The organism is uncultured Porphyromonas sp. (assembly GCF_905372525.1).
In the GTDB taxonomy this organism is placed as follows: domain Bacteria; phylum Bacteroidota; class Bacteroidia; order Bacteroidales; family Porphyromonadaceae; genus Porphyromonas.
Window position 1 is genome coordinate 1 of the sequence record NZ_CAJPPN010000071.1, and the last position, 5,611, is coordinate 5,611.

A 5,611-nucleotide genomic window follows, 5' to 3' on the forward strand; every position below is an offset into this window, starting at 1 on the left:
TGTATACACGCGTGTATACAGTTGTGTACACGTGGGTATACAGTTGTGTACACACATGTACACTCATCCCTCCTAGGTAGGAGGTATACGCTTGGCATCTCTATACCTAGGACACGGATACTTCTATCTCTGGCATATGCTCCTTGACGACCTTGCCCTCGCACTATGGTGATTTCATGTGTCAGCCTGCCTGGGGAATATAGAGGGGTGATTTTGTAGTTTGGGGAGAATATGTACCTTTGTAGTGTATTAGCAACAAGAAACACCCAATAGACTTATGTTACGGTATTGCATTTACACACTCACGCTCCTGCTAGGCCTAGTCTCACCGATCCTAGCACAGACGCCTACAGTAGCTATCCAAGGGAAGCTCCTAGGCTCTACGAGTAAGCGTCCCATTGATTTCTCCAACGTCCTCCTCCTCTTGCCGGCCGACAGCTCTCTGGTCACAGGTGCCGTTAGTGATGCCTCAGGATCCTTCCAGCTCTCAGCTCCCTCTGGGGACTACATCCTACAGATCAAGGGGCTCAGCCATCAGACCTACACCAAGACGCTCTCCGTCCCCACCTCCTCAGCCACACTTGACCTAGGTACCATCGCCCTCACCGAGGAGAGTGTACAGCTCCAGGCGGTCACTGTCTCGGCTAAGCGCCCGATCATCACCCGCAAGGCTGACCGCCTCGTCTTCGACGCAGAGCAGCTGAGCCTAGGGGCGCAGAGCGCACTAGACGTCCTCAAGCAGACCCCGGGTCTGAGTGTATCAGATGATGGTATCTCCGTCATCGGTAAGGGGAATGTCATTGTCCTCATCAACGACAAGCGGGTACACCTCTCTGGCAAAGCACTGGTGAGCCTCCTACGCTCCTACACCAGCCGTGACCTCGGGCAGGTCGAGGTCATCACCACGCCTCCGGCCAAATACGAGGCTGAGGGAAACGCCGGTATCCTCAACATTGTCCTAAAGAAGTCCAAGAACGACTTCTTCGGCGGGAGTATCTCTGCGGGCTATCAGCTCGTGCAGGATAAGTCCAGCGGAAACCTCTCTGGGAACCTCAACTACAAGCGAGGCAAGACCACTGCCTCCCTCACTGCAGGGTATGGCACCTGGACCTACGCTAGTGGCTTCTCTACCGAGAAGATCTACCCCTCGACACAACGCTCCTCCTTCAGCGAAACCCGCTATGTCGGCAAGTCAAAGGGGCCTAACCTCCGGGCAACCTTTGACTACGACCTCCGTCCAGACCTCAGCTTTGGCCTCTCCTGCTCCTACTCGCCCGATGGGGGGACGCTCTCCCGTGATAACAATACCCGAGACTATGATCTCCCCGCTAAGACCCTAAGGCAGTACGCTCTCGGGACAGACCTAGAGAAGACCAATAGTGGCTATCTGACGGCGAACCTTCACCTAGAGAAGACCTTCACGTCCCATCCCGGTAGGAAGCTCAGCTGGGACGTAGACTATGTCTCCTCCGACTCCAAGACGGATGATGACTTCCGCGCCGAGAGCTTCACTCCCCTGAATGTCCTCATCCCTGGCTCTGCCTTTGTCTACTCCTCGCATGGGACGAAGCAGGCAAACTCCGTCCTCACAAATATTGACTTTGTCCTCCCCATTGGTAAGGCGCAGACCAGCTTTGGGGTTAAGGGGACTTGGTCTCACACCAATAACCTCCTCCACTACAAGCAGCACACCGAGCCCCTACTGAATGGGCGTAGGGAGGAGGTCTCCTTCGATGAGCATATCTATGCCTTCTATGCCGATGCCACTCTCCCCCTATCGGATAAGTGGACGAGCCGTGCAGGCGTTCGTCTGGAGTATACCCACAACGCTGGGGAGCTCAATGGCGTAGGGCGACTGAACCTCAAGGACTACCTCAACGTCTTCCCCACGCTCTACCTAGGCTTCACGCCCAGCGAACGTCATGCCTTTAGCCTCGATGGTACGGTACGACTAGAGCGTCCGGGCTTCTTCCAGCTCTCTCCCTTCCCTCGCTACGAGAACCAATACACCATCATGAAGGGGCGCGAGGATCTACGTGCCTCCAAGCAGGGATCACTCAACCTCGGCTATACCCTCGGTGGTAAGCTGAACTTCTCGGCCTTCGGTAAGTACCGTTGGGATGGCCTCACACAGTTCATCTCGCTGGACGCTGTGACGAACCAAGCACAGTACCTATGGGGCAATAACGAGACCGAGTACGCCTGGGGGCTGTCGAACAACTATTACTTCACCAGCCTCTCCTTCCTACAGGCCTACCTCAACCAGAGCGTACAGTACACCCAGAGCAAGGTGCGCAACGAGGAGGGCAAGGGCTGGGACAACGATGGACTCAGCTATATGGCGAGCGTCAATACGACTCTCTTCTTCAATAGATCCAAGACCTTCACGGGTAATATAAACGTCAGCTACAGTACCCCCCGTGTAGAGAATGGCTTCAAGATGGAGTCTATGTTCAATACCTCCGTTGGTCTTGCCTACGCACTCTGCCAGGGGAAGCTCAAGCTATCCGCTAACGTGTACAACCTCTTCAATCGAGACTTCACAGCCTCAACAACGACAGGGGGGAACACGATCACGGCTCGCAACTTCGCTTCTCCTAAGTTCTTCAATCTCGGGCTAACCTATTCCTTTGGAGCCCCGATACAGGGCAAGCGCGAGCACGGCAATGCCAATGAGGTTCGCTCCCGTATGTAATCCTCTCCTACCTATCGATCGGGCTAGGAAAGGACACTAAACGAAGAAGGGCTACGCTCCACTGTGGAGCGTAGCCCTTCGACTTTATGGGGGAAGATTGACTTAGCGTGTCCCCTTGCGAGACCAGCCGAACTGTAGCCCGAAGATGAAGACTACGAGCAGTAGCTCACCCGTACCGAGCAGCAGGTCACCGGGCATACGGAGCCAGCGGATCACTTGCATGAAGGGCTGCTGGAGGAAGTCTGCCGAGCGTGCCGACCAGTAGGCATTGGTGATCGACTCGTGTGCCTGTAGGATACCGATGGGGAGGACACTGACCGTCACCATCAGGAAGAGACCGATATTGATCATCCAGAAGGCCGTACCGATCAGCTTATCATTCCACTTGTAGTCGGGGTAGAGACCACGTAGGCAGAAGAGCATCAGCCCGATCCCTAGGATCCCATATACCCCGAAGAGCGCTGCGTGGCCGTGTACAGCCGTCGTGTTCAGCCCCTGCAGGTAGTAGAGAGCGATAGGAGGATTGATCGCGAAGCCAAAGATACCAGCCCCTAGGAAGTTCCAGAAGCACATAGCGATGAAGCAGTAGATGGGCCACTTGTAGTCCTCGATCCACTTCGTTGCCTTGGAGAGCTTGTAGTTGTGGTAGGCTTCCATCCCGATCAGTACCAGAGGGACGATCTCTAGGGCACTAAACGTAGCCCCAAGAGCGAGTACCCCCGTAGGCGTAGCGCTGAAGTAGAGGTGGTGGAACGTCCCTAGGATACCCCCCGAGAGGAAGATGATCGTAGAGAAGAGCACCGAGATAGTAGCGGACTGGATACGTAGCAGGCCGAGACGGCAGAAGAGGAAGGCTGCCACGACGGTAGCAAAGACCTCGAAGAAGCCCTCTACCCAGAGGTGGACGACCCACCAGCGCCAGTACTCTGCGATAGCCATATGGGTCTGACGACCATACATCAGCCCTGCGGCATAGAAGAAGGCGATAGCCAGCGAAGCGATGATGAAGAGCGTCAGCAGGTGGCGGTTCTCATCCTTGCGCTTGAGGGCTGGGATCAGGGCACGGATCATCAGGAAGAGCCAGAGGATGAGCCCAACCAGCAGGAGGATCTGCCACATACGTCCGAGCTCTACGTACTCATAGCCTTGGTGTCCGAGCCAGAAGTTCTCGATGAGTCCGAGCTTCTGCATCACACCCATCCACTGCCCTACTAGAGAGCCTACTACGACGAAGATAAGAGCTCCGAAGAGGACATTTACCCCGAGGGCCTGATACTTAGGCTCCGTGCCCGAGACGGCAGGGGCTATGTACAGACCCGTAGCGAGCCAAGAGGTAGCGATCCAGAGGATAGCTAGCTGGACGTGCCAGCTACGAGAGACGGCCTGTGGTAGGAAGTCCTGGATAGGTAGGCTGAAGAGTGCATCGCCCTCTACCCCGTAGTGTGCCGTGATCGCCCCGAGGACCATCTGTACGAGCATCAGTGCCGATACGATCCAGATGTACTTGAGCGTAGCACGCATGGAGGCTGTAGGCTTCATCCCACGTAGGGGGTCAGAGGCGGGCATGGGGCCTTCCTCTTCCTCCTTACTCTGTGCGTAGTAGTAGACGAGGATCCCTACAGCCGCTAGGAGCATGAGCACGCTGAAGCCTGACCAGAGGTGGAGCGAGGTGGGAGCGATATTGCCGATCGTGGGGTCGTGAGGCCAGTTGTTGGTATAGCTGACGTCACTCCCTGGGCGGTCGGTAACGCAGACCCATGAGGTCCAGGCGAAGAAGGCATTCATCTTAGCCATCTTGGCTGGATCCTCTAGGCTCTTGCCACGCAGAGCGTAGTCGGAGCGTAGCTTCGCATACTCGGGTGACTCATCTGTCCCTAGGAAGAGCTTGGTGTAGTGCTCGCCTACCTCCCGAGCAGCCTCGGCACGTAGGGGGGAGTAGGTGATGATACCCGTAGCGGGGTCGTAGGTGTTCTTGCGGAGTTCTTCGCGCAGGAGTACCTGATACTTTGCCTTGTCTGCCTCAGAGAGGGTCTTGTAGTCGAGCCCATCGCGCTCAGCGAGCTTGCGCAGCATGACCTCGGACTCACGGTGCAGGTAGTCGGCGTTCCAGTCGGGAGCGATATAGGCACCATGTCCCCAGATGCTCCCCACGGTCTGTCCACCGATAGACTGCCAGACGTTTTGGCCATCCTTGATGTCTTGACCTTCGAAGAGGACCTCTCCATCCGTCGTCACCACCTTCTCTGGGAAGGGGGGCATGGTACGGAAGATCTCTACTCCGAAGAAGCCAAGTACCCCAAACGACACGAGGATCACTGTCGCTAGGGCATACCATAGTTTCTTTGCTGTCATGAGTTAGAGTGATAATGATTACACATATATTCTTTCTATTTATTTACAAACCTTTGTTAGTTAGCGATAGTAAACTAGACAAATATAGTGTTATTTGTGGAATATATCACTCATCAAGCTATGGATATACCATAGAATAAGCCCTAAGACATACCGTGCTCCAGCTCGTGGTGATGCCCCTTGTGCTTCTACATGATGTATGATAAAGGTACGTAATTCCCCAGAATACAGTCTACCCCCATCGTCCTCTTTCTCTGGGTGGAGCCTCCCTCAGGGCTGACGCATGAAATCACTATGGTGCGAGGGCAAGGTCGTGAAGGAGTATGCGCCGAAGATAGAAGTATCTATGTCTTAGGTGTAGAGATCCCCAGCGAATCCCTCCTACCTAGGAGGGATGAGTATACACGTGTGTACACAATTGTATACCCACGTGTACACAACAGTATACACGCGTGTACACTACCTCGCTCTAAGTATGTCCTTCGTAGGGCTTGCTTGTATGTCTGTTTCTTGGGGATAATGCCTAGGATCTTTAGTGATGGGCTAAGGCTCCCTGGGATATGA

2 protein-coding genes are annotated in these 5,611 nt (G+C 54.8%); one reads left to right on the forward strand and one right to left on the reverse strand.

The genetic code is table 11. The annotated features are described in order from the left end of the window. Nucleotides 1-277 precede the first annotated feature (277 nt). Nucleotides 278-2,695 (forward strand): outer membrane beta-barrel family protein, encoded by a 2,418-nt coding sequence (locus QZ170_RS09060; protein WP_297180190.1) that lies wholly within the window; start codon nt 278-280, stop codon nt 2,693-2,695. Nucleotides 2,696-2,797: 102 nt separating this feature from the next. Here the strand turns inward: QZ170_RS09060 and QZ170_RS09065 are convergent, their stop codons facing one another. Then, entirely contained in the window at nt 2,798-5,047 is a 2,250-nt protein-coding gene (locus QZ170_RS09065; protein ID WP_297180192.1) for a nitric-oxide reductase large subunit, read from the reverse strand. Between the last annotated feature and the right edge of the window lie 564 nt (nt 5,048-5,611).

Coding starts and splice junctions, on each gene's coding strand:
- QZ170_RS09060 (WP_297180190.1), top strand. CDS start 278: ATGTTACGGTATTGCATTTACACACTCACGCTCCTGCTAGGCCTAGTC.
- QZ170_RS09065 (WP_297180192.1), bottom strand. CDS start 5,047: ATGACAGCAAAGAAACTATGGTATGCCCTAGCGACAGTGATCCTCGTG.